The 26,007-nt window shown below is 64.3% G+C and carries 20 protein-coding genes and 1 pseudogene; 14 read left to right on the top strand and 7 right to left on the bottom strand.

What is annotated here, in order from left to right; all coding sequences use genetic code 11:
• Positions 1-510 precede the first annotated feature (510 nt).
• Together QRN63_RS16415 and QRN63_RS16410 are read right to left on the bottom strand one after the other, a co-directional pair.
• On the bottom strand, positions 511-3,129 hold the full coding sequence (locus QRN63_RS16415; RefSeq protein WP_285031723.1) for an ATP-binding protein: 2,619 nt from the start codon (positions 3,127-3,129) through the stop codon (positions 511-513).
• 26 nt (positions 3,130-3,155) lie between these two features.
• Positions 3,156-5,771 (bottom strand): ATP-binding protein, encoded by a 2,616-nt coding sequence (locus QRN63_RS16410; protein WP_285031721.1) that lies wholly within the window; start codon positions 5,769-5,771, stop codon positions 3,156-3,158.
• Positions 5,772-6,652: 881 nt separating this feature from the next.
• On the opposite strand from QRN63_RS16410, the gene QRN63_RS16405 reads away from it, so the two are divergent.
• The 5 genes from QRN63_RS16405 to QRN63_RS16385 all read left to right on the top strand — a co-directional run bounded on the left by QRN63_RS16405 (position 6,653) and on the right by QRN63_RS16385 (position 13,287).
• Positions 6,653-7,759 (top strand): hypothetical protein, encoded by a 1,107-nt coding sequence (locus QRN63_RS16405; protein ID WP_285031720.1) that lies wholly within the window; start codon positions 6,653-6,655, stop codon positions 7,757-7,759.
• A 278-nt stretch (positions 7,760-8,037) separates the two neighbouring features.
• A complete protein-coding gene (locus QRN63_RS16400; RefSeq protein ID WP_502888147.1) occupies positions 8,038-9,684 on the top strand; it encodes a peptide ABC transporter substrate-binding protein in 1,647 nt (548 codons plus the stop codon).
• A gap of 3 nt (positions 9,685-9,687) precedes the next feature.
• Positions 9,688-10,614 carry an ABC transporter permease gene (locus tag QRN63_RS16395; protein WP_285031719.1) on the top strand — a complete coding sequence of 309 codons (927 nt, stop codon included), beginning with the start codon at positions 9,688-9,690 and terminating at the stop codon, positions 10,612-10,614.
• Complete coding sequence (locus QRN63_RS16390) at positions 10,607-11,566, top strand: ABC transporter permease (RefSeq protein ID WP_285031718.1); 960 nt, start codon at positions 10,607-10,609, stop codon at positions 11,564-11,566. The genes QRN63_RS16395 and QRN63_RS16390 overlap by 8 nt, the downstream gene beginning before the upstream one ends.
• A complete protein-coding gene (locus QRN63_RS16385) occupies positions 11,566-13,287 on the top strand; it encodes a dipeptide ABC transporter ATP-binding protein (RefSeq protein ID WP_285031717.1) in 1,722 nt (573 codons plus the stop codon). The genes QRN63_RS16390 and QRN63_RS16385 overlap by 1 nt, the downstream gene beginning before the upstream one ends.
• Before the next feature lie 113 nt (positions 13,288-13,400).
• On the opposite strand, the gene QRN63_RS16380 is transcribed toward QRN63_RS16385, so the two are convergent.
• Positions 13,401-14,552, bottom strand: a complete 1,152-nt coding sequence (locus QRN63_RS16380; protein ID WP_285031716.1) for a GGDEF domain-containing protein — start codon at positions 14,550-14,552, stop codon at positions 13,401-13,403.
• Positions 14,553-15,102: 550 nt separating this feature from the next.
• On the opposite strand from QRN63_RS16380, the gene QRN63_RS16375 reads away from it, so the two are divergent.
• Both QRN63_RS16375 and QRN63_RS16370 read left to right on the top strand, forming a co-directional pair.
• The gene (locus QRN63_RS16375) at positions 15,103-15,237 is read left to right on the top strand and encodes a hypothetical protein (protein ID WP_285031715.1); all 135 of its coding nucleotides are present in this window, start codon (positions 15,103-15,105) and stop codon (positions 15,235-15,237) included.
• Between the two features lie 115 nt (positions 15,238-15,352).
• On the top strand, positions 15,353-16,102 hold the full coding sequence (locus QRN63_RS16370; protein WP_350224448.1) for a TetR/AcrR family transcriptional regulator: 750 nt from the start codon (positions 15,353-15,355) through the stop codon (positions 16,100-16,102).
• Positions 16,103-16,264: 162 nt separating this feature from the next.
• Here QRN63_RS16370 and QRN63_RS16365 read toward each other — a convergent pair whose 3' ends face one another.
• Entirely contained in the window at positions 16,265-17,569 is a 1,305-nt protein-coding gene (locus tag QRN63_RS16365) for an MFS transporter (RefSeq protein ID WP_285031712.1), read from the bottom strand.
• A gap of 228 nt (positions 17,570-17,797) precedes the next feature.
• Between QRN63_RS16365 and QRN63_RS16360 the strand changes: the two genes are divergently transcribed.
• The 5 genes and pseudogenes from QRN63_RS16360 (at position 17,798) to QRN63_RS16340 (ending at position 21,870) form a co-directional block, all read left to right on the top strand.
• Positions 17,798-18,340, top strand: a complete 543-nt coding sequence (locus QRN63_RS16360) for a TetR/AcrR family transcriptional regulator (protein ID WP_285031710.1) — start codon at positions 17,798-17,800, stop codon at positions 18,338-18,340.
• 50 nt (positions 18,341-18,390) lie between these two features.
• Positions 18,391-19,626, top strand: a complete 1,236-nt coding sequence (locus tag QRN63_RS16355) for a phytanoyl-CoA dioxygenase family protein (protein ID WP_285031708.1) — start codon at positions 18,391-18,393, stop codon at positions 19,624-19,626.
• A gap of 369 nt (positions 19,627-19,995) precedes the next feature.
• A pseudogene (locus QRN63_RS16350) lies at positions 19,996-20,276 on the top strand (3-ketosteroid-9-alpha-hydroxylase); the annotation flags it as partial.
• A 32-nt stretch (positions 20,277-20,308) separates the two neighbouring features.
• The gene (locus QRN63_RS16345) at positions 20,309-21,061 is read left to right on the top strand and encodes an SDR family NAD(P)-dependent oxidoreductase (RefSeq protein ID WP_285031706.1); all 753 of its coding nucleotides are present in this window, start codon (positions 20,309-20,311) and stop codon (positions 21,059-21,061) included.
• Positions 21,062-21,186: 125 nt separating this feature from the next.
• Positions 21,187-21,870 carry a GNAT family N-acetyltransferase gene (locus QRN63_RS16340; RefSeq protein ID WP_350224451.1) on the top strand — a complete coding sequence of 228 codons (684 nt, stop codon included), beginning with the start codon at positions 21,187-21,189 and terminating at the stop codon, positions 21,868-21,870.
• 531 nt (positions 21,871-22,401) lie between these two features.
• Here the strand turns inward: QRN63_RS16340 and QRN63_RS16330 are convergent.
• Together QRN63_RS16330 and QRN63_RS16325 are read right to left on the bottom strand one after the other, a co-directional pair.
• Positions 22,402-23,100 carry a TetR/AcrR family transcriptional regulator gene (locus QRN63_RS16330; protein ID WP_285031704.1) on the bottom strand — a complete coding sequence of 233 codons (699 nt, stop codon included), beginning with the start codon at positions 23,098-23,100 and terminating at the stop codon, positions 22,402-22,404.
• Positions 23,101-23,112: 12 nt separating this feature from the next.
• Positions 23,113-23,532 carry a hypothetical protein gene (locus QRN63_RS16325; protein ID WP_350224450.1) on the bottom strand — a complete coding sequence of 140 codons (420 nt, stop codon included), beginning with the start codon at positions 23,530-23,532 and terminating at the stop codon, positions 23,113-23,115.
• 387 nt (positions 23,533-23,919) lie between these two features.
• Between QRN63_RS16325 and QRN63_RS16320 the strand changes: the two genes are divergently transcribed.
• Positions 23,920-24,309, top strand: coding sequence for a BlaI/MecI/CopY family transcriptional regulator (locus QRN63_RS16320; RefSeq protein WP_285031702.1), 390 nt, complete (start codon positions 23,920-23,922; stop codon positions 24,307-24,309).
• On the top strand, positions 24,306-25,250 hold the full coding sequence (locus tag QRN63_RS16315; protein WP_285031701.1) for a M56 family metallopeptidase: 945 nt from the start codon (positions 24,306-24,308) through the stop codon (positions 25,248-25,250). The genes QRN63_RS16320 and QRN63_RS16315 overlap by 4 nt, the downstream gene beginning before the upstream one ends.
• 60 nt (positions 25,251-25,310) lie before the next feature.
• On the opposite strand, the gene ripB is transcribed toward QRN63_RS16315, so the two are convergent.
• Positions 25,311-25,979: an NlpC/P60 family peptidoglycan endopeptidase RipB gene (gene ripB / locus QRN63_RS16310; protein ID WP_502888146.1), complete on the bottom strand. Its 669-nt coding sequence runs from the start codon at positions 25,977-25,979 to the stop codon at positions 25,311-25,313.
• Positions 25,980-26,007 lie beyond the last annotated feature (28 nt).

The following is a 26,007-nucleotide window of genomic DNA, read 5'->3' as shown; positions in this document are numbered from 1 at the left end:
CGGTGGCACGCCGCCACGTAGGAAAGAACCACCACTGGAACCACCCGAACTACCGCCCGAACCAGAATTGCCACCCGAGGGTTTTGGCTTGTTCCTACCGGGCGACCCGAGTCCAGAACCACCAGTCGAACCGCTACTGCCCTTCGGCCCCGTAGGGCCCGTGGAGCCTGTGGTGCCCGTGGAACCTGTAGAGGGCGGTTTCTTCACGCAGGTGCAAGCGTGGGCCTGGGGCACGTCGATTCCGGGCACGACGCCGAGAACGACAGGAAAAAGAAGCGGGATGGCAGCTGGCGCGACCCTTGAAAAGGATCGCGCATGCCCTAGAAGGCGACCGTCTACGCTGTCGCGGGAATTGTTCGCATTCGCGCTCACAGCCAGCTCCTTCCCGTGAGCAGTATCGGCCACTGGAGGGCAGCCGAGCCGTCCCGGCGCGTAATTATCAATGTTCGACCGGCCGAGACGCATCGGGAGAAATTGCCCATCTTTGGCCGGCTGGACGACTCTGACGATTTACCGCATTGATGTAATGGCACCGGTCCCCCGATCTGGTTTGAGAATGTCTCGCACCGCGTTTCGATTGGTGACACCAAGTTTGGTGAGAACCGACGCGACGTGGTGACTCACGGTCTTCCGGCTGATCACAAGGATTTCGGCAATCTGTTTGTCGGTGTGCCGCTCGGCGAGCAGAGTTGCGACCTGCTGCTCACGGGCGGTGAGGCCAAAGGGATGTTCTTGCGTGGAACGGCGCTGATGACGGCGGCGCCTGTGCTGGCGAGCACGGTCGACGGCGCCGTGCGCCCCGAGTGAGTGCAGTTCAGCTATCGCCGCTGCGGCCAATTCCGGCGTGTCTGAGTGGATTGCAGCGATAGCAGCCTCATAAGCACAGCCCCGATCCCGCCATTCGGCGGCTGCAGCGGCCCATTGCTGATCAATCTGTAACGCGTACTGGCGGTCCTCGCTACGCGGCAGCGGCGCCGAAGACACTCCGGCGATGGCCGCCCAGGCAGTGACCTGGCCACGAGTCCCGGCATCGGCGCGGGGCGGCAGAGCCGCCAGCGCCCGACGTGCTTCCTCCCGTGCGCGCCGGTGATCACCGGCGAGCCAGGCCGCTTCGATGCGTGCTACGAGAACCGTTCCGGTCAGATACACCAGGGAAGGATCGAGGCCGTCGAGAGCCTCATCGAGAAGTGGCCCGACCGCGTCGTGTTGGCCGGTACGTGCGTAGACGAGCGCGAGGACGACCAACGGGCGCAACCGGAACACCGGTGGCAACCCAGTCCTGGCCAATACGGCATGCGCGACGGCGGCGGCGTCCGCGTAGCGGCCGCGGTGCAGCAGCTGCGTCGTGCCGATGCCCCGCGTGAAGTAGCCGAGGCCCGTGAGGTTGTGGTCACGGCAGAACTCTGCAGTCACCGTCAAGTAGCTGTCAGCGCGGTCCAACTCATATCTTGCGGTGGCGAACCAGCAGGCGACCACACCACCGACCGCGGCAGCCTCGACGGTTCGTGGGTCGTCCCTGGCGACGGCCCACCTAGCGTCGAACTCGTCCCAACCATTGCCGGCAAGAACAGCCGACAGCGCCGCGAACGACTCGGCCCAGGCCACCTCGGCGACGACGTCCAGTTGTTGTCCGATCGCTGCGGCTTTGGTCGCGTAATCGACAGCACTGTCATGGTCGAACACCACGCAGCACAATTGCGCGGCATTCGCATAGGCCCCCGCCAGTTCGGCCGTAGGTCCCAGCGGTTCTAGTATCCGGACTGCGGTATGTGCGGCCTCGCTGACTTGTGCCAGCGGCGCCCCGGCAAAGAGCCAATGCGACAGCCACCGGTGATCGTCCCCTTCACGCAGCGCATCCCCGGTTTCGCGTCGCAGTGCGATGGCTTTACCGATCAGTTCAGCCGCTGCAACGACCTGGCCGGACATGTATACCGCGCGCGCCTGGCTTTCCAACCAGGCCGCCCGGGCGTCAGCTGGCTGTCCGTGGCTGTGCCGGATCGCGCGGGCGTACTGCTCGGCGGCTTGAGCGAATGCACCGAGACGCATCGCCCGCTCGGCGGCCTGAGTCGCGTACCGGAGGACAGCATCGGCGTCACCAGCTTCTTCGGCATGAAATGCCAAGTGCGCCAAGGAACATTCCTGTCCGCACGCAGTCAGTGCGGCCAAGGCGGACGCATGCAACCTGCGTCGGCCGAAGGTAGGGATGGTCTCAAGAACAGCTTGGCGCGTCAGTTCGTGCCGAAACCCGACGACGTGCCCGGTGCGTTGCAGCACGCCCGCGGTCACGCATGCGGGCAACTCCGACGCCGCACCGTCGACCATGGCGGCAAGTACATCGACCGTGGCGTCGGATCCCAGCACGGCCACCGAATCGATCACCGCCCGCGCCGAAGGGCCGAGCCGAGCCAACCGTCCGATCACGTGATCGGATATCGTCTGCGGCACAACACCATAACGGCCAGCCGCCAGCGACTCGACCACCAACAACGGGATTCCGCCCGTCGCCTCGTGTAGCCGATCGACGTCGAACCCGGGCCGCGACGCGGCAAGGGTGACGACGCCGTCACGGGTCAGCGGCTCCAATTCAGTCCGCCCCGACGCGTGGGATTCTGCGATGTCAGCCAGGAATTCGCTGAGCTGGTGTTCCCGGCCGATCCCCTCGACGCGGTGGGTCAACACCAGCAACAGCGGAATAGTCGCGATGCGGCTGATCAGATAGCGCAGCACATCCAGCGTCGCAGCGTCGGCCCAGTGCACATCCTCGATCAACCACACTGCCGGACCCGAATCCGCCAGTGCCGCAACGACCGCCTCCGGCACCGCAGCCGGGCCGTGTGGGTTGTCCAGCGCCGTGGCCACGCGCACCGCACCCGACAGGGAAAGCGCGTCACGCAGCTCCAAGACCGGACCGAGCGGCACCGGAGTCGACAGCGGATCGCACGCGCTGTAAAAGACGCGGACACTCACAGGCAGCGCCGCAACAAACGCGGTCACCACGGCGGACTTACCGATTCCAGCTTCCCCTGATACCACCGCGACACAGCCGGATCCTGCGGCTGCCGCCTGCAGCCGGCCGTCGAGCCACCCGAGTACCCCATCGCGCTCGACCAGATGATGTGGAGATCGCATCGCACCGATAGCCTCCGGGGTGGAAATCAACGGACGTTCAGTTGGATCACGCGCTCATCGACGCCCAGCAACCGACGGCGTGCCGCAGCGCGAGTGGGCACACCCAGCTTGGCCAGAATCGCCGAAACGTGATGGCTGGCGGTCTTGGGGGTGATGAACAGTGCGTCCGCGATTTCGCGGTCGGTGCACTGCGCGACGAGCAGTTCGGCAACCTGCCATTGGCGGCTACTGAGTCCGAGCGTTTCTGCGCCGGTCGCCACGCAGAGGGCATGGGCCCGCAACAGCGGCCGAGCCCGCGCCACGGCGGCACGTGCGCCAAGCGATTCGAGCTCCGCGAGGCCGGCCTCGGCGGTACGGCGCGCGCCGGAGTGCAGGCGTGCGATCGACGCCTGATAGGGACAACCCAGCCGGTCCCACTCGGCGGCCGCGCCCGCCCAGTCACCAGCGAGCTGACGCGCATACGGCCCGGCAGAGCGGGCCGGCAATTCCGGACCTTCGATCCCGACTATCTGCGCCCACCCACCGATCCGACCGATCAGCCACGCGTCGACCTCGTCTGTCAGCTTCGACAACGCGCGCTCTGCCTCAACCCTCGCGGACGCTTTGTCGCCCGCCAGCCAGGCCGCCTCGATCCGCGCCGCCCACACGATTCCGGCGCGCATCATGTCGGCGGGATCGTGACTGCCCAATGCCGCATCAAGAAGCGGCCACACCTCGCCGCGACCAGTCCGTGCGCGCACGGTAGCTGCGGCCACCTGAGCCTGCAAATAGTGCAAAGGAGTGAGTTCGGCACGGTCGAGGACGTCGACGGCCAGTGCTTCCGCCTCTGAGTACCGGCCGGCGTCGAGGGCCATCAGCGCGAGCGTGCCCTGCCTGATCAGGCGAAAGCCTGTCAAGTTGTGTTCACCGAAAAAGTCTGTCGGGTCAAGTAGATAACCGGCCGCGGTCGCTCGGTCGTGGTGCTGCATCGCCACGAACGCCGCCATGACAGCAGCCAGCCCCGTGGCCTCGATCGCCGCAGGATCAGACCTGGCCCGCCGCCAGACGTCGTCGACCGACGACCACTCGTCAACCCCGCGCGTCACCCGTGAGATCGCTTCGAAAGCTTCTGCCCACAACGCTGCGACCGGAGTGCGCTCCGCCGCACCGAGCCCTAGCGTCTTCGATGCGAAGTCGGTGGCTGCGGCATGGTCATAGGTCAAGCAAGCCAATTGCGTCCGGTTGGCATAAGCCCACGCCAACTCGGGGGTCGCGCCCAGCGGCTCGAGCAACTCGACCGCTCGCTCAGCCAGCTCGCGAACAACGTCAAGGCGCGTGAACGGGTATGACCGATGGGAAAGCAGCCGGAGATCGTCGCCTTCGCGCAGTGCGTCGCCTACCTCGCGACGCAAGGCCACCGCCTCACTGATCGAGTGAACGGCGTCTTCACGTAGCCCGTACAAGTAGGCGGCCCGGCTACGATCCTCCCACCACTGAGCACGAATCTCGGGCGACACACCATCGGCATGCCGAAGCGCCCGGGCGTACTGGTCAACAGCCTCGCGATGCGCGCCGAGAGCGGCCGCATGATCGGCGGCCCGCGGCGCAAACCCCAGCACCGCGCTGGTATCGCCGGCTTCCTCGGCGTGAAATGCCAATTGCGGCAATATCTCTCGGTCCGGCGACGCGAGGGCCAAGGCGCCCACCACCGCAGCATGCAGCGTCCGCCGACGGGCAGGCGGAATGGCCATCCATACCGCACGCCGGGCCAACTCGTGGCGGAACTCCAGACGCTCACCGATCAGCTTCAGGACACCGGAGGCAACGCATTCGGCAACGCCGGCGCCGGAGCCGGGCGCCACTCGCTCAACCAGATCCGGCGTGGCATCGGGACCCAGCACCGCCACGACCGCAGCAGCGTCGCGAGCCGCCGGACCCAGCCGAGCCAACCGCTCCTCCATCGAATAGCGCACCGCCGCCGGCGTGTCACCCGCCCAGCCCGCGGCGAGCGCCTCGGTCACCAGAAACGGATTGCCTCCCGTCACGCGGTGTAATTCCGCGACGTCGACGTCAGGACGCGCACCGACGAGCGCACGTACCCCGCTGAGACTCAACAACGACAGATCAATGCGGGCCACGGTGTTCGCCCCGACGACATCGCCGAGCGCCGCGGCCAGCGGGTGCCGCGTACCGACCTCATCGTCCCGATAGGTCACCACCAGCAGCACCGGAATTCGAGCCAATCGCCTTGTGACGTAACGCAACACGTCGAGAGTGGCACTGTCGGCCCAATGAACGTCCTCGATCACCCAGATCAGTGGCGCAACCTCTGCGAGCACCGATGCGACCGCGTACGGAACGCCACCTGAGCCCGGCTGTCCCGTGATTGCAGCCGTAAGCCGGCGACTGACATCGTCGCCAAGCTGCTCACGCAGCCCGAAAACCGGTCCCAGAGGAACCGGCGCGGACGCCGAAGCACAGTGACCGATGACCACCCGGGCACAGCCGACGGTGCCGCAGAACGCACGGACCACAGAAGATTTGCCGATTCCCGCCTCGCCTCGAATCACCACGAGCCGTCCGGCACCCGACAGCGCAGCGGTGGCATGCTCGTCCAATTCCGCCAGCGCCCGGTCGCGCTCGACAAGTGGTGCTGGGCGCATATCCGCGCATCGCCAAGCACCTTGGCCAGCACACCTCTGCGCAGTCATATGTTCGTACGACATTTCAGCCCCGACTTGAATATCCGCTGGTCAGCAGCTTACCTAGCCAAAGAAAATACATAGTTGATTCACACCGATCACTAAGTAAATGCTATCTGCCAGGGTTCGACTGGTAGCCCGAACTGGCGGAACCAAAGCTGTCGTGCTGCCATGGGGTAAGCATCACGCGGACCGGATCGCACCGCCCGAGTACCGAGGTACTCGATTTCCAGCGCTGCGCGCCGCCGTACTACCCGCAACCGCCACGTCCGCACCGCGTAGCTCCGATCTGGTGCAAGCAATTCTTGGCGCAGCTGCTTCTCGATCGCCGAAACCGTTTCGAAGCACTGTCCCGGAGATAAGGTTGTGCGTGAACGGAGCGCGCTGACGTAAGTAGAGGTGGCGCTTTGGCTGATCGTCTAACTTTTGTCCGGCATCACGCTGCGATGCCGGATGGCTGGGTGCGCAACTTACGTAACTCCGGACGCGCCAATCTTGCACCGAACTCCAGTACTGCCACACCGCTGCTCGAACTTCAGCGGCTGGCCGGGAACCGGGCGGTCACACAGCTGCTGAATCAGCGGCAGCACCCCCCGTCCGCCTGCACGGCATTGTCCTTGCTGCCGCTTCAGAGAACACCACCGACACCGACGCCCGCTTCGACATCGACGGCACCGGCAGGCGTAGCACCAACTGTTGCGCCTGGAACAACGACCCCACCTGCTGCGCCCGCGTGGCGGACAGTCGACGAGGCGACCAGCGCGCTGGTAAACGCGGTCGCCGAAGGTGACGCCGCCGTTTTCAACGCGGCAAAACTATGGATCTTTCCGCGCCTCAACGGGATGAACCCCGAAGGGTTGGTCGCCGAACTCGGCACCGTGCAACGGATCGATGCGCTGTACCGCATGATTTCCGCCGAGACAAGCGTGGACGTCCCGCGCCTGTCGACCGCGTTGGCCGGTGTCATGTCCAAAAAGCCGACCGACACGCTCACGGCTCTCGAAATGCTTGACCGCCTCCGTAACACGGGAGGGTCGGAGGCATTCTGGACCGAGACCGTTGCGCCGTTGTCCGCTGCGCATCTGCGGGAGGTGCTGCTGGTCGCCGACCGCGCCGTTGTCGTTGCGCTGCGCGACGCCCTGGACCAGGCGCCACCCAAGGTGCATCAGAAAGTCGGCCCGGTACTCGCCAGGATGTTCAACCCGCCCGCCGGCGATATCGTGCTCGAGTTCGTACCGGACCAATTCGACCAACCAGCGATGATCACGCTGCCGGACGGGACGGTGACCAAGGGGCATGCTCCGATCGGCGCGCTGACCGCCAGAGTCGCAGGACGAGTCGCAGCCAGCGTCGCGGCGCAGGGCGGGATGTGGCAGTCACAAGACGCCGGCGGCGGACACCATGCCGATCCCACCAAGCCTGGCATCCACAAACTCGGCGGCCGCGAGAAGGTGCGAACGGCGTTCTGGCAGGCCTCGCAGCTCGCGCAGGGAACACCCCTGCGCGAGGTGACAAAAGCAGGCAAACTCGCGGTGGAATACCGGGGTGACGACGGCCGATGGCACGACACCAGGTCGTTGGCCAAACCGATCAGTCGCGACGACATCCTGGCCTACGTCACCGGGCTACGAAAGTCGCTCACGGAACCCGCGGCCCTGGCCCTGGTACCTGACGGCGTCGTACCTTCGACGTGGATTTTCAACGACTTTGGCGACCATGCGTACCGCATCCTGGGCACCGACCAACTCGTCCACACCAGCCCCAACCAGGAAGTCGAATTCCGCGCTGGGATCCACGAGCAGATCGGCTGGAGCCATGGCTGTCTCCACTTGCGACCGAGCGGCCGGGACTATCTGGAGAAGCTGAATCTACTCAAGGGCGGCGTCACCCTGAAAGTTCACGCCTACGTCAAAGGGGTCAGAGAATACGGGCGGGCACCTGGCTTCTGATGGACGATAGGGCGCGCCAAGGGCGCGCATCAGATCTCGGTTACCGCGCTCGACCCTCCTCGTGATCGACTGTCGCACAAGGGAATCGAGCACTTCGAATTCGTCGACGTTGCCGGCCGGAGCGTGTGAGCGCACGGACAGACCGATGCGCAAAACGATCTCGTTTCGTGCCGCACGATCCCACGCTTTTCGACCACGACGGCTCACACCTGGCGTTCCTGCATGGCCGACGGGATCGACCTGTGGGAATGTGAAGACCCGCGATCGGAGGTTCCGAAGTGAAATGGGCAGCAAGGGCATTGTGCGCGGCGGCGACGGCCGTGGTGCTCGCCGCGTCGGCATGCAGCCTGGACGGCGCGCGCGGCAACTACGGCACCGGCCCGGACGCGATCATCACCGTCAACGGCGGCGAGCCACAGAACGGTCTGGTGCCCACCAACACCAACGAGAACATGGGCGGTCGCATCGTCGATTCGTTGTTCACCGGGCTCTACAGCTACACCGCTGACGGCACCCCGGTACTGGCGAACGCGGAGTCCGTGGACACCACTGACAACCAGCACTACACCGTTCACCTCAAGCGGGACTGGACCTTCACCGACGGCACTCCGGTGCGGGCCGAAAACTACGTCCGCGCATGGAATTTCGGTGCGGCCACCGTCAATGGGCAGCTGCAGCAGAGCTTCTTCTCACCGATCGAGGGATACGACGCCGTCGCCGCCGAGGGTTCCCCGCTGACCGAGATGTCGGGCTTGAAGGTGGTGGACGACTACACCTTCACGGTGCGCCTCGCCAGCCCCAACATCGACTTCAAGCTGGGGCTCGGGTTCACACCGTTCAAGCCATTGCCCGACGTGTTCTTCACCGCGGGCGCGGCCAAGTTCGGCGAGCATCCCGTCGGGAACGGCCCATACATGCTGAAGGGCCCGGACGCCTGGCTGCACAACGTCAAACTCGACGTGGTGCGGAATCCGAATTACAAGGGTCCGGACAAGCCGAAGAACGGCGGCCTGAGCTTCATCTTCTACAGCAGCTTCGACACCGCGTACACCGACCTCGAGTCCGGCAACCTCGACGTACTCGACACGGTGCCGGTAAGTGCGTTGGGCACATATAAGAAGGTGCTCGGCAGCCGGGCGTTGACCAAACCGACTGCCCAGAATCTGCAGCTCGGAATCCCCTACTACCTGCCGCATTTCAGCGGCGAGGAGGGGCGCCTTCGACGCGCGGCGATTTCGATGGCGATCAACCGGCCCGAAATCATCAAGGCGATCTTCCGCGGCGCCCGCGGCGCGGCGCAGGACTTCACCGCCCGGTCGCTCCCCGGCTGGGACCCGAACATCCCGGGCAACGATGTGCTGAAGTTCGATCCGGTCAGAGCCAAGCAGCTGTGGGCGCAGGCTGACGCGATCGCCCCGTGGTCGGGTTCCTTCGAGGTCGCGTACAACTCCGACGGCGATCATCAGGTGTGGGTGGACGCGTTGTCGAACCAGCTCAAGAACACGCTCGGCATCGACGCCCACGGCGCTCCGCAGCCGACGTTCAAGCAGGTCCGGGACGCAATCACCAAGCGGACCATTCGGACCGCGTTCCGGAGCGGGTGGCAGGGCGACTACCCGTCGATGATCGAGTTCCTCCAGCCCCAGTTCGTGACCGGCGCGGGCTCCAACGATCCGGTCTACAGTTCACCGGCATTCGACGCGAAGCTGACCGAGGCCGAGCGGGCGCTCGATCCGAACCAGTCGTATGCGCTGGTCAATCAGGCCCAGGCGATCCTCCTGCACGATCTCCCGGTGATCCCGCTCTGGGACTACACCGCTGCCGGCGGCGTCGGGCCGGGTGTGACGGCCCAGCTGACCTGGAACGGCCTCGCTGATTTCACCCAGATCACCAAAGGCGACGTCGCCGAGAACACCAAGGGATAACCGATGCTGAGATACGCATTGAGCCGGGCCGGACAGCTGGTGATCGTGTTCTTCGGCGCCACTTTCCTGATCTATACGCTCGTCTTCCTGCTGCCCGCCGACCCGATCTCCGCGCTGGGCGGCGGCAAGCCCATGTCGCCCGCACTGATCGCGACGCTACGCGCGCAGTATCACCTGGATCAGCCGTTCTACCTGCAGTATTGGCACTACATCAGCGGCGTGTTCCGGCTGGACTTCGGCACGTCCTTCTCGGGCCAACCGGTGTTCGACGTGATGAAACGCGCCTTCCCCGTCACGGTCGACCTCGCGCTCATCGCGATGGCCGTCGAGGCGGCGTTCGGTGTGACGTTCGGTGTGCTCGCGGGTCTGAACAAGGGAAAATGGTTCGACACCACGATCCTGATCGTCACGCTTCTCATCGTCGCTGTTCCGATCTTCGTGATCGGCTTTGCGGCTCAGTACCTGTTCGGTGTGCGCTGGCAGCTCGTCCCCGTCACCGTCGGCGGCCACCTCGACCTCTATCACCTGCTGCTGCCGGGATTCGTGCTCGGTGCGGTGTCGTTCGCCTATGTTGTCCGGCTGACCCGCTCGTCGATCGCGGAGAACCTGTCGGCGGACTACGTGCGTACCGCCACGGCGAAGGGGCTGTCCCGCCCACGGGTGATCGTGGTCCACGTGCTTCGCAACTCGCTGATCCCGGTGGTGACGTTTCTCGGCGCCGACCTCGGTGTGCTGATGGGCGGCGCGATCGTCACCGAGGGCATCTTCAACATTCCAGGAGTGGGCGGAACCATCTATCAGGCGGTGATCCGGGGCGAGTCGTCGACCGTCGTGTCCTTCGTCACCGTGCTTGTGCTCATCTACCTGGCGTCCAACGTGGTGGTCGACCTGCTCTACGCCGCCCTCGACCCGAGGATCCGCTATGCCTGAGACCCCGGCCCGACCCACCCTGTACCCCGGCCAGGAGCGATTCGTCGCCGGCCCCGACGCGGTCAGCGTCGCCGCCGTCGACGCGGTCGCCGCCGACGTGGATCCCGCCGGCTTCTGGAAGTCGGCGTGGCTGGAGCTGCGCACCAAACCGCAATTCATCGTGTCGATGATGCTGCTGGCGGTGATCGTGGTCGTCGTGCTCTTCCCAGGACTGTTCACCAGCCAGGACCCGCATTACGGTTCGCTCGAGCAGTCGCTGCTCCCGCCCAGCTCCGAGCACTGGTTCGGGACCGACCGGCAGGGGTACGACATCTACACCCGAACGATCTACGGTGCCCGTGCTTCGGTGGCGGTGGGTGTGCTGACCACGATCGTCGTGGTCCTGATCGGCGGCCTGCTCGGCAGCGTTGCCGGGTTCTTCGGTGGCTGGATCGACTCGGTGATCGCGCGGCTGGCGGACATCTTCTTCGGTATCCCGCTGATCCTGGCGGCAGTGGTCACCATGCAGATGATCAGTTCCCGCACCGTGTTCACCGTCGTGATCGTGCTCGCGATCTTCAGCTGGCCGCAGATCGCGCGCATCGCCCGATCGGCCGCGATCGCGGTCCGCGGCGAGGAGTTCATCACGGCGGCGCGCTCACTGGGAGCGTCTCGGGTTCGCACCCTGTTCACCCACGTCATCCCCAACGCGCTGGGTCCGGTGATCGTGGTCGGCACCATCTCGCTGGGCATCTTCATCGTCACCGAAGCGACTCTGTCGTATCTCGGCATCGGACTACCGTCCACGGCGGTGTCGTGGGGCATTGACATCGCGGCCGGGCAGCAGTTGCTGCGGGAGGGCACGCCTATCTTGTTCTATCCGGCGGCAGCGCTGGCGATCACCGTGCTCACCTTCATGATGCTCGGTGACGTGCTGCGCGACGCCCTGGACCCGAAGGCGAGGACCCGCTGATGACCCAGACGTCCAAGGACGGATCCGGGCCGCTGCTCGACATCCGCGACCTGCGGGTCGCGTTCCGGGTACAGGGCAAGTCGGTGCCCGCAGTGCGAGACGCGAGCCTCACCGTTTACCCGGGGCAGACAGTCGCCATCGTCGGAGAGTCCGGGTCGGGCAAATCGACCACGGCCGCCGCGGTGCTCGGCCTGTTGCCGGGGACCGGCAAGGTGACCGGCGGTCAGATCCTCTTCGACGGCCAGGACTTGGCCACTGCGTCCCGTCGCGACTTCGAGAAGATCCGGGGCAGCGGCATCGGTCTGGTCCCGCAGGACCCCAACACCAACCTCAACCCGGTGTGGCGCGTCGGATTCCAGATCCGCGAAACCCTGCAGGCAAATGGCGCGGCGAAGCGGGGCGACGCGCGCCAACGCGCCATCGCGCTGCTCAGCGAGGCCGGCATGCGCGACCCCGACAAGCGGGTCAATCAGTTCCCGCACGAGTACTCGGGCGGCATGCGTCAGCGGGCACTGATCGCGATCGGACTCGCGTGCCGCCCGAAGCTGCTGATCGCCGACGAGCCGACCTCGGCCCTGGACGTGACCGTGCAGCGGCAGATCCTGGACCATCTCGAGGCGTTGACCGCCGAGCTCGGCACCGCGGTCCTACTCATCACGCACGACCTCGGCCTGGCCGCGGAACGCGCCAGCCACCTGGTCGTCATGTACAAGGGGCGGGTGGTCGAGTCGGGACCCGCCCTGCAGATCCTGCAGGACCCGCACCACGAGTACACCAAGAGGTTGGTACGCGCGGCGCCCTCCTTGGCTTCCCGGCGTGCGCACGGCAAGACTCTCAGCGACCTGGACCACGGCGAGCTCGTCGGCGATCAGGCTCTGCCGATCAAGGTCGGCACCACCCAGCACGCGTCGTCCGGCCCTCAGGACGTGCTCGTCGCGGCGAACCTCGTCAAGGACTTCCCGATCCGCGGCGCCGTCCCGTTCCGCGGCGGCTCCACCTTTCGGGCCGTGAACGACGTCAGTTTCACCCTGCGGCGCGGGACGACCACCGCGGTGGTCGGCGAGTCCGGCTCGGGAAAGTCGACGGTGGCGCGCATGGTGCTGGGTCTCTTGGAAGCTACCTCGGGCACAGTGCATTTCGACGGGAAAGACGTCACGTCGCTGCGCGGCGCCGACGCGAAGGAATTCCGCCGCCGGGTGCAGCCGGTGTTCCAGAACCCGTACGGGTCGCTGGACCCGATGTACTCCATCTACCGCGCGATCGCCGAACCGCTGAACATCCACGGCATAGGAGACAAGGCCTCCCGCACCGCACGGGTGAAGGAGCTGCTGGACCTCGTCGCGCTACCGCAGTCGGTCATGCAGCGCTTCCCCAACGAGCTGTCCGGCGGCCAACGGCAGCGTGTCGCCATCGCCCGCGCGCTCGCCCTCAACCCCGAGGTGGTGGTGTGCGACGAAGCAGTGTCGGCGCTGGACGTCCTGGTGCAGGCGCAGATCCTCACGCTGCTGCGCGAGCTGCAGAACGAGCTCGGCCTGAGCTACCTGTTCATCACCCACGACCTGGCGGTGGTGAAGGAGATGGCCCACAACGTGATCGTGATGTCCCGCGGCGAGGTGGTGGATTCCGGGCCGACCGACCAGGTGTACGAGAACCCGACGTCCGACTACACCCGAATGTTGATCGACGCGATCCCGGGCGGAACGATCGAGCTCGCGGGCTGATCGACTCGTCGAGTTCCGTTGCTGCTCACGACTATTGGCGGGCTTGTGAGCTTGCGCTTGATGTGCGAGCAGTACAACTCGAGCTCGGGGTCAACACGTCGACGCAGTCGACGTCACTGGCCGATGGATATCTGGTTTCGCCCCGCAGCTTTGGCCTTGTAGAGCGCCTTGTCTGCCGCCTCGACCAAGTCGGTCAGCTGCGACTGGCGGTCACCCGACGCGATCCCGAAACTGGCCGTCACACTGGTGATCTCGCCGCTGAGATCGACCGCGTGTGCGGCCACTCGAGTCCTAATCGTTTCGGCCCAGCCGACCGCGTCGTCCAATCCAGTACCGGCGAGAAGGACCGCGAATTCCTCACCACCGATGCGGCCGACGAGCTGCCGACCATCCACAGAATCGGTCAGGATCCGCGCGAACGCGATCAACACCTTGTCCCCGCCGGAATGGCCCGCGGTGTCGTTGACCGCCTTGAAGTGGTCCAGGTCCGCCACGACCAACGCGGCGCGCTCAGCGGTTCTGAGCATTGCTTCCGCTCGGCGGTTGAAGCCGCGGCGGTTGAGCAGACCGGTCAGCTCGTCGCAGTCGCGCTGGGACCGCAATTCCCGCGCGATGTCGATGACCGTCACGGCGAGCATCATGACCATGAGACTCGGCAGGACAATCGTGCTGGACACGATCAGGCACAACTCAAGACCGGTCCTCATATAAATGTCGAGGTCGGCCCGTGTCACAAGCTCGCGTGGAATCGGCGAGAACGGCGCCACGATCACGGCAATGCCCAGGGCGAAACCGAATACCGCGGTCGCTGCGAGGGCGGCCCAGTTCGGTCCCGTTCTCGGCATTCGCTCCCAGAGCCGACGGACGACCACCAACATCAACAGCGCGGTCAAGAGGTTCTGACTGACCACCCGTCCGACCAATAGCTGTGAGACGTAGGCGAAGAACCAGACGATCACAACCATCGGGAGCAGATAGGTGAGCACCAGCGCGCGAGGCACCCGATCCCCCACCCGCCTCAGCAGACCGTCGGCCAGCAGGAGCATCGCAGCGGGAAACAAGACCCCATGGATCGAGGACGCCAGCGCAGCCGGCAGACCCACCGACAGCGCAACCGTTCCGGCGATGTAACAGCCGATGGACCCGGCAAACACGAGAGCATTGTTTCGGTCGCGGTCGACACTCCAGAGAACGACGAAGAGCAGCCCGATACCGGCCATGGCGAATGAACCCAGGTTTACCGCCAGCAACCAGTCCTGAGACATGCCCGCCCTCCTAGCCGGTAACGCCAGCAACGATCAACCGGACATTCCCGCAAGACTAGATGCCGGGTTCGATGTCAGCTCTGCGAACCTCAGCTGAGCCCGTTGCCGGTCGATACGCAGCCGAAGAACATGGCGTCCCGAGCCAATGAAAAACGACTCCCGGAGAAATCTCCGGGGACCATTTTCGCTAGTAGCGGGGACAGGATTCGAACCTGCGACCTCTGGGTTATGAGCCGACCGGTGACGGTTTCACCTGATCGCCGATGGTTTATTTGTCCAGATCAGGCGTCTCTGCAGTGCAACAAACGCCCCATCCGTTACGCCCAGTTTCAGTGGTTTCGTGAGGTTTTGTTCCCAAATCTGTTCCCAACGGAACCGGCGAGCGAACCGTCAAGAGTCTGGTCTGCGCCCCCGTCGGTGCCTTCGCAACTGCGGTGACCGCACTATCGCCGAGGACTACAGCGGGGACGTTGCCTCCACGCGCACGGCGAATCAGACTGGACTGGTCATCAGCAACCCCGCCGATGTGGCGCGACAAGGACTGCACCACGTGCCCCAAAGCCCCGTCCACGTCGCCGGCGCCGACAGCGAGGCACTTGCCCACAGCAATCGCGCCGATCGGGCCGCAGTACTTCTGGAGACCCAACAGCTGACGCGGGAATTGCTCGGCGCTCAGTCCAAATAGCCTGCTTTCCGAGTAACACCACTGCCAACCGTCGAGCGCAGCGCGCGCTCCGCCCTTTCATCGCATCCCAGTCACCGGGTAATTCACTGCCGCCCGACGTCGTCGGCCTGGCTGGATGGAAGGCGGCAACCGCCAACATGCCGCGAGAACGTCTTCACATCGACGCCTACAGAAGGAGCTGACGATGCCGCAGTGTCGTCCTGGGTACGCTGCGTCGTCCACGCTGCGCTTGAAGGACCTAGCCCGACGCGCGGAACGGTACGAACGGATCGTCGCAGCTGCCACCACATTGGCCGCACGAGGCACCTTTGACTGCCAAATCCGTACAGTCGCGGAGGCTGCAGGTGTGGCGCCAAGCACTGTGTATAGGTACTTCACTTCCAAAGATGAAATTCTGTTGGCATGTCTGCTCCGATGGCTGCGCGAATTCTCCACCAGTACAATGGAAACCGGCAGCGGTAAATTTAACTGCCACCAAAGGGTTTTAGAACTCGCCCGGAAACTTACCGCTTCAATGTGCGCGACTCCCGGATTCACTGAAGCCGTCATCCGACCGTACGTGTACGCGCACGGGGCGGCGGCCTCCACCCGGGCCGAGATGGTGCGCGAGGAGCTCATCCATATCTTCTGTAGAGCGATGTCCGACGGAGAACCATCACCCCTGCACCGCAGCGTCGCCGAGCTATTCACCGACGTCTGGGTAACCAACATCGCGGCCATTTGCCAACATCGGATAAGCATCGACGACCTACTGCACCGACTTGCCCTGATAGTCGACGCATTGACGCAAACGGATAGACATGCCGAATCCGTTGGAGAGTCCCACAAGGCAACCGAGGTCCCCGACGAGAAGGATGTCGCATGACCGGAGCCGCCCCTCCCCGTTGACCACGCAGATCGGGCTCATTTCTCCGATCCCGTCCTGCGACAACCGTTGACTCACAAAGCGTTTTGAGGGCCATACGGTGGCATATAGCAGGAAGCGAAAGCCCAGCGATCGACAACCATGCTACGAGATGGCGGGTGCTCAGCGACCACTACGGCGCCCGGTCATGCGAATGGTTGGAATCGTAAGGGCCGCACTCACCGACGCTACGAGAAACAGTGTCGTGTAGCCGGCCCCGTCCGTGGCGGTCCTCAGGATCATCGGAGCGAGCAGCGGAGCAACTGAGGTCGCCATACCTCCGGCAATCGCGTACATCGCCATGGATCCGCCTACATTCACGCTGCCGTCAGGTATCAGCTCTGCCGCCAAGGCCAAGTCGGTCGCGCTGAATGTGCCGATACCGCCAAGCATTGCCATGACCGCGACGCCATAACTCAACAAGCTGTGCGACAAGGCAATTCCCACCATGCCAGCGGCGACCGTACTGCCGCCGAGATAGATCATGGGCTGACGGCGCCCCAAGCGATCAGAAACAGCACCGGCGGCGAATGCGGAGGCAGCTGCCACTGCGATGCCGACTACGGCAAGGACAGCCATCTGGTGCGCGGCCTGCGCCGGGTCCATGCCGAATCGATCCAAGACGAAATACAGTTGGTAGGTGGTGAAAAATCCAACAGCCAGCTGCATAAAGAACTTGCCCGCCAAGAGCCATGCAAATCGAGAAAGGTTGGGGCCGAACAATATTTGCTCCATCTGACTGCGCTGGGATGGCCGCGGAGGCGACGAACTCCGACGGGCGACGACCCCGTCCGGCACCGCTACCAGATACACCAGACTTCCGACCGCCAGCACGGCGACCGGAACCCCGAACAGCAGTACTACCTTTGACGCCAACAGCGCGCCAGTAAGCGCGGCCGCAACGCCCGCCAGCTGGACGGCCATCCCCGCGAGCGCCGCGACACGACCACGCTGATCCGGCGGAACCACCTCCGCGACGAACGGTCCGATACCGGCTCCCGCGCATGCTGCGCCAACGCTCGCGACCCCCCATCCGGCTCCCACCATCGCAACCGACGTCGCCGGAATCATCAGTCCTGCCCCCAGCGCGCTGAAGGCGACACCGACGACGATGAACGGACGCCGCCGACCCCAACCGAGCCTGCAACGGTCGCTGAGCAATGCCGCGACCGGGCCTGCGGCAATGCCGACCACGGAGCCGATAGCCACCACAGCACCGAGGGCGCCCTCTTTGTCCCGCGGTTCGACGATCTGGATCTTCAATGCCAACCCCATAAGGGCCGGTGTCATTGCGGCCAGATTGATCGTGAACATCATAATCAGGTACGCCACAACGGTTCCCGTTCGTGGACGACTGGTCACCGTCGGGACGACGATCTCGGCGGTGTCGCTCACGGGACTGTCGAGCCCCTCAGCGACGCGCGCCATCAATCCGATCCCTCTCAAGCGGGCGGTCGTCGCTAGATAGGGTCCCCGGCACCCGAGTCATGGGCTCGGCGGGATGCGGACATGCGCTCATCACGAAAACCGAGTGTAGACTCGGTTTTGAGTTCGCGCTTCCGCCGATACCAAGGAGGCACCGCCCTGAGCACGGAAAAGCCCACAACAACAACACGGGGGCCGTACGCCAAGTCGGCTCTACGTCAACAACAGATCATGGAGGCAGCCCTCGAGGTCTTTTCGGTGTCCGGATACAACCGAGGGTCTCTGCGAGCAGTAGCCGAGCGCGCAGGATTGGCCGAAGCGACTGTGCTGCATCACTTTCCCACCAAAGAAAAGTTGCTCATCGCCGTTTTGGACAACAGAGAAGAGCTGGTCCGCGAGTATTTGGGAGCCAATCCCGCCCTCGATGCGCGTTCAGCCTTGTTGAGCACCATCGACCGCGAGGACGATCCCCATGGCACCTATACCGCGCTGTTCTGTCGATTGACGGCCGAGGCCACCGATCCAACCCATCCTGCTCACGGTTACATGTTGTCCCGCTATGCGCGTGTGCGCGCTGAGCTAACAGGCGCATTCAGCGATATGAGCCGTGACGGCCAACTTCGTCACAACATCACGCCGTCATCAGCGGCGAACATGCTGATGGCGCTCTGGGATGGCCTTCTGCTGCAATCGCTCCTGGACCCCGAGAGCGTCGATGTCCGCCGACGTCTGCGCGAGTTCGTTTCCATCCTCACCACGGACGCACCTCGGTAGAGGTTGCAGTACACCCCGCCAAGCCAACACTATTGAAACGGAGCGCAGTCATGGGCAGCCTTGATTTCCGCACCCGCTACGTCGACGACGCTGTTCAGCTAGAACCCGAAGCCCTTGTGTCACAGCTACAATCCAGCCTTCCCGCCGAACGATGGCATGAAGCCGGCCGATCAGCCGCCAGGATGTCGTTGGCGCCCATAACGTTCGACATCGATGGCGCGGAGATCTCGCTCGCGATCGACGGCGACCGACTGGCGCTTCGCTCCGGCGACACTCCGGGTCTCCGGGTGTCCATAGGCGCCGACGCATTTTCTGATTTGCTGCAGGACGTGGTCTCGACAGCGTGGTTGACCACGACGCAGCGAGTGGACATCCGCCGGGGCACCGTCACCGACTTCGTGCGCTGGGAACCCGTACTGCGACACCTGCTCGATGGAACGCCGGTATTTCAAAGCGGTTCCATCGAGTTCAGAGACCGGCACGGTGCTGCCCTGGACATCAATCGCAGCTTTACGCTTGAAGACGACCCCGCTGACCTCGGCCACTTCCTAGAAGAAGCCGGATTCCTCCACATCGCCGGGGTTTTCACATCCCGCGAGATGGCAGCGGTATCCGACGAACTGGACGCTGCCATCGCCGATTCCCACCCCGAAGACGGCCAGTCATGGTGGGCCCGTACGGCGTCAGGCCAGCAGTATCCAGCACGAATACTTGCGTTCAACGAGAAATCACCCACGCTGCGAGAGCTTTTGAACGACGACCGGTTCATGGATATTGCCCGATTGACCGACGATCAGTGGATCCCGCCCAACCCCGACCGCGGTGATGCTGCCGGTGGCCTACTCAAGAAGATCGGTGTCGTCGAAGGAATCTCGGACCTGGCCTGGCATAAGGACTGCGCATCGGGAAACCACAGCCGCAACTGCGCCAACCTTGTGGTCGGTGTTTCAGTCACCGGGTCGGGACCAGAGAGTGGTGAAATCGGTGTGGTGGCCGGATCACACCGGGCGAACGTATCCCCGGTACACATCGACGACATCGACCTTCCGCACCGTGCGTTACCCACTCGCACTGGCGACCTTACGATTCATTGCAGTTGCACGCTCCACATGAGTCGCCCGCCGCGAACCGCCGAACGGCGCGTGGTGTACAGCGCCTTCAATCTGCCGCCACGCGAGCACGATGCGCCAGCGGAACCCATAAGAGACCGTCGCGAACGTCTTGCACAAAACGACCATGTCCGACGATGGCAGCGTATGCAGTCGTCTGCGGCCACGGAAAAATGAAACTGTGTGCCATGCCGAGTCTCCCGGGGCGCCCGCCGGAATCATCCACATCGACGCCAACACAGAGCGCACGGGCTGGCGGCGCCAGCACTACCTGCATCCGAGGCACCATCACCATCTGATCGACCGCCACTCAGCCAAACGGGCGCCACACCCGGACCCCCTCAACACAATCACGAATGCTTGCCAAATTAAGCGTCGTCGCTTATTTTGACATTGCTTGCCCTCCGCTCAGTCGGCCCCGGAAGGAAACCTGTGACCGCCTCGTATGGATCGATCTGCCAAATCGACTGGTTCACTGAAGAACTCGACGCCACCGAACAGTTGCTGAGCAAGCAGTGCGAGGTCGGCAACATGGGTCCGGATGGCGACCAAGACCGAAAGCTCGCCGCGACACTGAGCCGCAGCCTCGGGGACGGTTTCCTGCAAGATGGAGAGATCTGGTGGAGCAAGACCGGCATCGAAAACCTCTGCTGACCGAGGAAGACAGCCCAGCCTGCCAGCATCGCCGCTGGTACGCGCAGTTCTACGTCGATGGCGCCGACGTCAAATCCGACATGATCGCCCGCTTCGAGCGGGAAGTCGATACCACCCACGCCAACGACCTCTGGGAGGACGAAGTGGCCCGCAACATCGCCGAGTTGCCATGACCCGCTATACATTCGAAAATAAGACAGCGTTCGTGACCGGAGCCGCCTCTGGTATCGGCCGTGCCCTGGCGGTGATATTGGCTGAGCGCGGGGCCACCGTCTACGCCGCCGACCGCGACGCCGAGCGCCTCGCCCAGCTCGACGGCACCACCGGCATTCACGCGGTTCCGCTCGACGTCAGCGATCGAAGCGCGGTGACCGCAGCAGTGGATCGCGTCGTCAGCGAATCCGGTGGGCTGGACCTGATGTTCAACAACGCCGGCATCGTGGTCGGCGGCGATTTCGCAGAGATGACCCCAGATGCCTGGCAGCGCATCGTCGACATCAATTTCTGGGGCGTCGTGCACGGCACGGAGGCCGCCTACGCACAGATGCGCAAGCAAGGCCACGGCCACATCATCAACACCTCCAGCAGCGCCGGCGTCATGCCCGTCGTGCGATCCGCGGCCTACGCGGCAACCAAGCACGCCGTCGTCGGCCTCAGCACATCACTGCGAGCCGAAGCCGCCGAGCACGACATCAACGTCACCGTCGTGCTACCCGGGTTGGTGGATACCAATATCTTCAGCGCCGCAACCAATCTCGCCTCCTACAACTACGGCGCTGCGGTCGAACGAGTACCGATGAAGAAGGCGACCCCGCGCCAAGCCGCGGAAGCCATCTTGCGCGGCGTCGCCCGCAATGACGAGTTCATCGTCTTTCCGCTGCTGAATCGCCTAGTCATCCAGCTCTACCGGGCGATGCCGAAACTCATGGGTCCCATCGTCACTCGTGGCGGCATGTAGTCCTTGGCGCAAGTCCTCCACGTCTCAGCGGAAAAGTACTTGAAGGCTGCGACGCGTGCTGCCACGCTGGGCCCGTGCCCTTCAACGAGTCGTTACTTGTCAGGCCGGCTGTGGCCGCGGACTCGATGGCTGTTGCGCAGGCGCATGTCCGCTCATGGCAAGTGGGCTACCGCGGCTTGCTTCCGATCGACTATCTGGATGCGTTGCGGCCTGAGGACAGGGCTAGCCGGTATGGGTTCGACCAGATGAATGCGGCAGGTCCCTTCACTCAGGTCGCCATCGACGGGGGGACGGTATGCGGACACGTGACCACGGGGTGGTGCCGGGATACGGATCTGCAAGGCGGTGGGGAAATCTGGGCGCTCTATGTCGATCCAGAAAGGTGGGGCTCTGGAATCGGGCGCTGCCTCATCACCGCTGGTTGCGCACAATTGTCTAGCCATGGCTATGGCACAGCTTCATTGTGGGTGTTGTCGGGAATGATCGCGCTCGACGCTTTTACGAACGCGCCGGGTGGTACTGCGACGGCACCGAGCGAACGGACTCGATTGGCGACCATGGCGTCCACGAAGTCCGCTATCAGCGGTCGCTCCGAGCCTCCCCGTCTCGTTTGTAGAGACCTCCGATCACGTTACGAGTCAAGCGTTCTGAGATCTTCGAGGCCGAGAAACTCGCGTACTGGAGTTACGCCGTGCGGCTCGATGTCGCGACGTCGTAAGGTGTGCCATTGGTCACAGGACATCGAGAACGTGAGCGCGGCGTCGGGTTGGTGGCGGCGGAATTCCTCGGCGCTTCACCCCCGGGTATAGGGTATTCCGCGCATGATCGCGAGCGAGGCGATGTTGTCACGCCAAGCACGGACGGCGTACCAGGTCAGCATCGACACGGTCCACCAAGCCCTTGGTTTCCAAGCGCCATACAGCCCGGCCCGGACCAGCCGAGTGCCTGGCATCCCGCAGATCCCGGTGTGCCTTCGGGTAGCCAAGAGTCCTCGTTGACCAATACTTAACTCGTTGTCCCACAGCAGTTTCCGAGGAACCGCGACGATACGCTGGGAAGCCAAGTGTCAAATGCCGGCCAGCGAAACCCCGGTGACCTGACCCGCAGCGGGACCAGAATCGCGGCTGCGAACCGTGAGCAAGCGGCGATTGTCGCCGGCACCGGAAATGAGCGCAGCACCTCAGCGTGATCAGGCACCAGCAATTGTTAGGGGTTGCGAATTGAATCTCGTTGGGAGGGCGTCGACTCGACCGGACCGTGCTGACGACGTGGACGACGGAGGCCTCGCCGGCGGTGTGATCGTGGCCGGCACGGTTTACGACATCGACTCACCGGGCTGTTCAGGGCTTGAGGAGTGCGACCATCGCGGCTATCTGCTTGCGATTGAGCACTACCGTTGACCCGTCGGGTAAACCGAGGATCCGGTCCGTCGCGATACCGTGGAGCTTGGTGCGCTTCACGCAATCATCGATGGCCTTCCGTCGCGATCTCGCGTCAGGTGCATTGAGCACATGAACCAGGTTCGCCTGCAGGCTGGCTGCGAATCCCTGAATCATGTCACCGACGCCTTCGGGATCGAAGGTGTCGAACACACCCTCGCGTACCCCCTGAGTGATGACTTCGGTCAGCACCGGCCGGAACAGGTCCTCCCAGATGGTCACGATCCTTCGGAACAGGGCCTGGTTGCCCGGCTTCAGCAGTGATGCCATCGCCGCGATCTGTTCGGGAGCCGCCATCGCCATCTTGACGTCGTAACTCGCCGCAAGTCCGGCATTGAGGCGTTCCAGCGCATTCCTGCCGGGCTCGTCGAAGGCCGGGCGCAACACTTCGAAGGCTTCAGCGGCGCTGCGTTGAGCAAGCGCACTGATCAGTGCCTCCTTGGACGGGAAGTAGTGGTAGAAAGCGCCTTTCGGAGTACCTCCCGCGGCAAGAAGGTCGTTGAGGCTGACATTGTCGTAACCGCGTTCAAGGAAGAGCGCGAGTGCCTGGTCGAGCACTTCGGCCCGCCGGACATCCTTGGTTTTGACCACACGCGACATGGCGGTATTGAATCAGTCCGCCTTCTTCGCCCACCCGACATATGCCAGATACAAACCGCAGAGTGCGAGTAGACCGAAGCCGACCCGCACGACGCCCAGCGTGGGACTCGACGTCTCGGTGGCCGTTTTGGCTCCCTTCACGATCAGCTGTGGGATGGCGAGCAACGCGAAACCCCGCAGCAGTAGGAACCAGCCGAACAGCGAGATGATCACGGCGGCGGCGCTGCGCCAATACTGGTGGAACGCAAGGATGAACACGCCGCAAAAGAAGAGCAGAGCGCCTGCCGCCCACGCCCACATCGGGTCTGCCGCGAAACCAGATAACTCCCTTCCGATACTTCCGGCTCTGATCGCGAGGATCGCAGGAACCACGGCGATAAACGGTCCGAGAACGCGTGCGAATGAACGCGTGCGCTGTGTGCGATCGGTCATGGTGACGGCGGATGTGCGCACGGTTACGACTCCTTTTCGACATGGCGGTGGAGGGCTGCTTCCTGCTTTTTTAGACCACCGGTCTATAGAGTAGACCATCGGTCTAAACGCACTGCAGCAATGTCGTCCGCGTCGACATATTGTCGAGACCGATATCCGCTGCTTCACCACTTGCCGCCGGTCCGAATCGCACTTTCGAGGTCACCTGAGCCAATCCGCGTCGAGGGTATGTCGAGGTGGTCGTTGGCGCAGACGAAGGGAGGTCCGGCAGTGCAGTGAAGAGCCAGGACAACGACTGAGCCACCGGCGTTGGGAGTTCGCGTCGGAACCCGGCTGGGCGCGCGGCGGGCGGTAGGCTCAGTCCTCAGAGATGAAGGGTGTTTGAGCGTGCGGTTGCGAGGTTTCGGGGAGCTGGAATCGGTTGTGATGGATCGCGTATGGAAGCGTGACCCCGACACCGTGACCGTCCGGGACATTTACGAGGAATTGTCCAGCGAGCGGCAGATCGCCTACACCACCGTGATGTCAACGATGGACAACCTGCACACCAAGGGGTGGCTGGCCCGCGATCGCGATGGCCGCGCCTACCGCTACCGGGCCGTGATGAACCGCGAAGAACACACCGCACACCTGATGCGCGAAGCCCTCGATGGCGGCGGCCGCTCCGACTTGGTGCTCACCTACTTCATCGAGCAGATCAGCTCGGACGAATCCGAACGGCTGCGAGAGGCACTGCGAAGGGTGGCGCGACGGGCAAACCGGGCGAAAAAGCCGTGAGCGCAGCGACCTGCCTGGCCCTGTACTACGGCGCCCTGGTCGCATTCGGGCCTCGGGTGCTGGCTTGGCTCACCCGGGGCGGTCAGGCGCCCCGCGCCGGTGTCGCCGCGTGGCTGATCGCGGTGAGCAGCTTCCTGCTCACCGGGCTGACAATCTGTGTCCTGATCGTGCGCGACGTGATCGCGCACTGGGGGCAGCCGAGCAATCTCGTCGTCACCTGCGTGGAACTGCTGTGCGACTTCGCCTCGGGCGCCCACGGCTCGGCAGCACAAATTGCAGTGATCACAGCAGTTTTCGCGGTGGCCATCACCACTGCAGCGATCGGCGTTGGGGTCGGACGGCGCATCCACCGGCTGCGTGGCTCCGCCCGCCACCACTGCGATGCGGTGCGGATGGTCGGCCAACCGCTGTATGGCCCCCACGTGTACGTCCTGCAGGCACCCGAGCGCGCGGCCTACGCGGTGGCGGGCCGGCCGCCGGCGATCGTTGTCACCAGCTCGGCAGTGGATGCCCTGGGTAAGCGCGAACTGCACGCGGTCATCGCCCATGAGCGCGCACATGTAGCGGGCCATCACCTCACCATCGCTACAGTGCTGCGCGCACTGGCAACCGCGCTGCCACACGTTGGCCTGCTCACCCGCGGCGCCGAGGATGTCGCGCGGCTGCTTGAAATGTGCGCCGACGACGCCGCAGCCCGCCGATACGGGCGTCGCGCACTGTTGGCCGGTCTGGTGGCCCTGGTCGGCACAGCCCCGGCCGGTGCCCTTGGCGCCGCCGATATCGCGGTCCTTCACCGCGCGGCGAGGCTGGCATGCCCGGCCACCGGCCGTGCTGGTCTGGCTGCACACACAGCGCTGATCGCCGCCGCTACCGTCATTGCGTCGAGCCCGATCGTGATCGGAGTCCTGGACCTGTCTGGCACGTGGATGTGCCCCGCCTAAGTCTTGCGACCATCGGGCATCACTCCGTCGCCGATCGGGGTGCCCATGCGGTGCGGCGGTTCAGCTTTCGATGACGCGGGTCACATACGGTGTCATGCCGCTGACGCGCACCGGCGAAATCTTCACCGGCACACCGGTTTGTTGCGCTTCGATCATCTGGCCGCCACCGAGGTACAGCGCCTCATGCTGGCCGCCATCTGGACCCCAGAACAACAAGTCACCGCGTTTGGCTTGCGACGGCGGCACTTTCCGGCCAGCGTTGTACTGATCACCGGAAAACCGTGGCAGCAGTACTCCCACGCCCGCGAAGGCATAGCGGGTCAGCCCGGAACAATCGAAGCCGACCGTGCCTGCGCCGGAATCGATGCCCCGGCTCGGCCCGGTCAGGCCTCCCCCGCCCCACGAATACGGCACCCCGATCTGGGAACCGGCACGCCGAATCGCAAACTCGATCGCCTGCGCGCCGTATACGCGGTTGCCCTGCAACGCCGGACCAGGAGTAACGGCTGCGCCACGAAAACCCAAGCCGGACAGAAATTTACGCCCCAAATCCATTGTCGTCTGAGCTGCCAGCGCACTGGCCTGAAACGACGCATTCGCGATCGCCACCGGATCACCTGGAGCACCCGCGCTGAGCACACTCGGTAGCGACGGATCCCACGGCCCCGTGCCGGGCGCAGCGCCAGCGGGCGGCCCCGTCGTAACCACTACCACTACCACCGAGGCCAATGCCGCAGTGCCACATGCCCACCCGCGG

The organism is Mycolicibacterium sp. lyk4-40-TYG-92 (assembly GCF_030209435.1).
Lineage (GTDB): Bacteria > Actinomycetota > Actinomycetes > Mycobacteriales > Mycobacteriaceae > Mycobacterium.
The sequence above is the reverse complement of the archived record's forward strand: the minus strand, read 5'-3'. Positions and strand labels throughout refer to the sequence as shown.